Raw genomic sequence first — 1,297 nt, 5'->3', positions numbered from 1 at the left:
ACCGGGCGCGCGGTGCCGCGACCGGCGATGATGGGGCCATGCCTCCCCGCCGCCGCACCGACCCCGCGGTCGGCCGGGCCGCCGTCGCCGCCTGGCGCGCGGACCCGACCGACACGACCGCCCGCCGCACCGCCGTCCGGTTCACGCTGGAGGAGCTCGCCGACGTCGCGCCCGGGCACACCGTCGAGGTGCGGGTCCCGCCGGACGGCGCCGTGCAGGCCGTCGAGGGCCCCCGGCACACCCGCGGCACGCCGCCGAACGTCGTCGAGACGGACCCGCAGACCTGGCTGGCCCTGGCGACGGGCGAGGAGTCGTGGCACGCGGCGATGGCCGACGGCCGGGTGCACGCCTCGGGCGAGCGCGCCGACCTCGCGGCCTGGCTCCCGCTCCAGGCGACCCGCGCGCGCTGACCCGGCCGCCGAGTTCGGCACTCGGCGGCCGAGTGCGGCAGTCCGAGGTGCCGAACTCGAGACGGAACTGCCGAACTCGGCGGAGGGACTAGCGGGAGAGCACGACCGTGGCGCCGCGTGCCGCGCGCAGGGTGCCCGCGGTCGACGCCGCGAGGGCCGCGTCGAACGCGTCCAGGGCCGACGGCGGGACCAGCAGCGTGAAGCGGGCCTCCGCGCCGTAGGCGACGTCGTCCAGCGACGCCTCGTGCGCGTCGGCCCAGTCGCGGAGCACGCCGTGCAGCCGGCCGGCGTCGGCGTGCGGGGCGTCCACGGTCACGCGCACCGCGGCCGTGCGCCGGACCGTGCGCGCGCGGTCGAGCGCCTCGGAGGTCGCGGTCGAGTACGCCCGCACCAGCCCGCCGGCGCCGAGCAGCACGCCGCCGAAGTACCGGCTGACGACGACCACCAGGTCGGTGAGCTCCCGGCGGCGGAGCACCTCGAGCATCGGGACGCCCGCGGTCCCGGACGGCTCGCCGTCGTCGGTCGACCGCTGCTGCTCGGCCAGCGGGCCTACGGACAGCGCGACGCAGTGGTGCCGGGCGTCCCAGTACCGCCTGCGCACGGCGGCGACCACGGCGTCCGCCTCGGCCACGGAGGACACCGGCTGGACCAGCGCGAGGAACCGGGACTTCTTGACGACCAGCTCGTGCTCGACCGGTGCGGCGATGGTGGAGGGGTACCGCGGCGCGGGGTCGTCGGCGGGGGTCGGCATCGTCCCGAGCCTAGGGCGTCGGCCGGGAGCACCTAGGATCTGCGGGTGGCCGACACGACCGAACCCGGGCGACCCGACGACGAGCGGGGCGCCGACGTCCCCGCCCCGACGGGGCCCGCGACCGCGCCGCCCGTTC

At 78.3% G+C, this 1,297-nt stretch carries 2 protein-coding genes; one reads left to right on the top strand and one right to left on the bottom strand.

All coding sequences use genetic code 11. From position 1 onward, the window contains the following. The first annotated feature begins 38 nt into the window (after positions 1-38). Complete coding sequence (locus G6556_RS18870) at positions 39-410, top strand: sterol carrier family protein (RefSeq protein ID WP_166944682.1); 372 nt, start codon at positions 39-41, stop codon at positions 408-410. 88 nt (positions 411-498) lie between these two features. Here the strand turns inward: G6556_RS18870 and G6556_RS18865 are convergent, their stop codons facing one another. Further along, positions 499-1,161, bottom strand: coding sequence for a YigZ family protein (locus tag G6556_RS18865; RefSeq protein ID WP_166944680.1), 663 nt, complete (start codon positions 1,159-1,161; stop codon positions 499-501). Positions 1,162-1,297 lie beyond the last annotated feature (136 nt).

Origin of the sequence: Cellulomonas sp. IC4_254 (genome assembly GCF_011603975.1) — a bacterium.
Lineage (GTDB): Bacteria > Actinomycetota > Actinomycetes > Actinomycetales > Cellulomonadaceae > Cellulomonas.
This window is presented reverse-complemented; position numbering and strand designations above follow the sequence as displayed.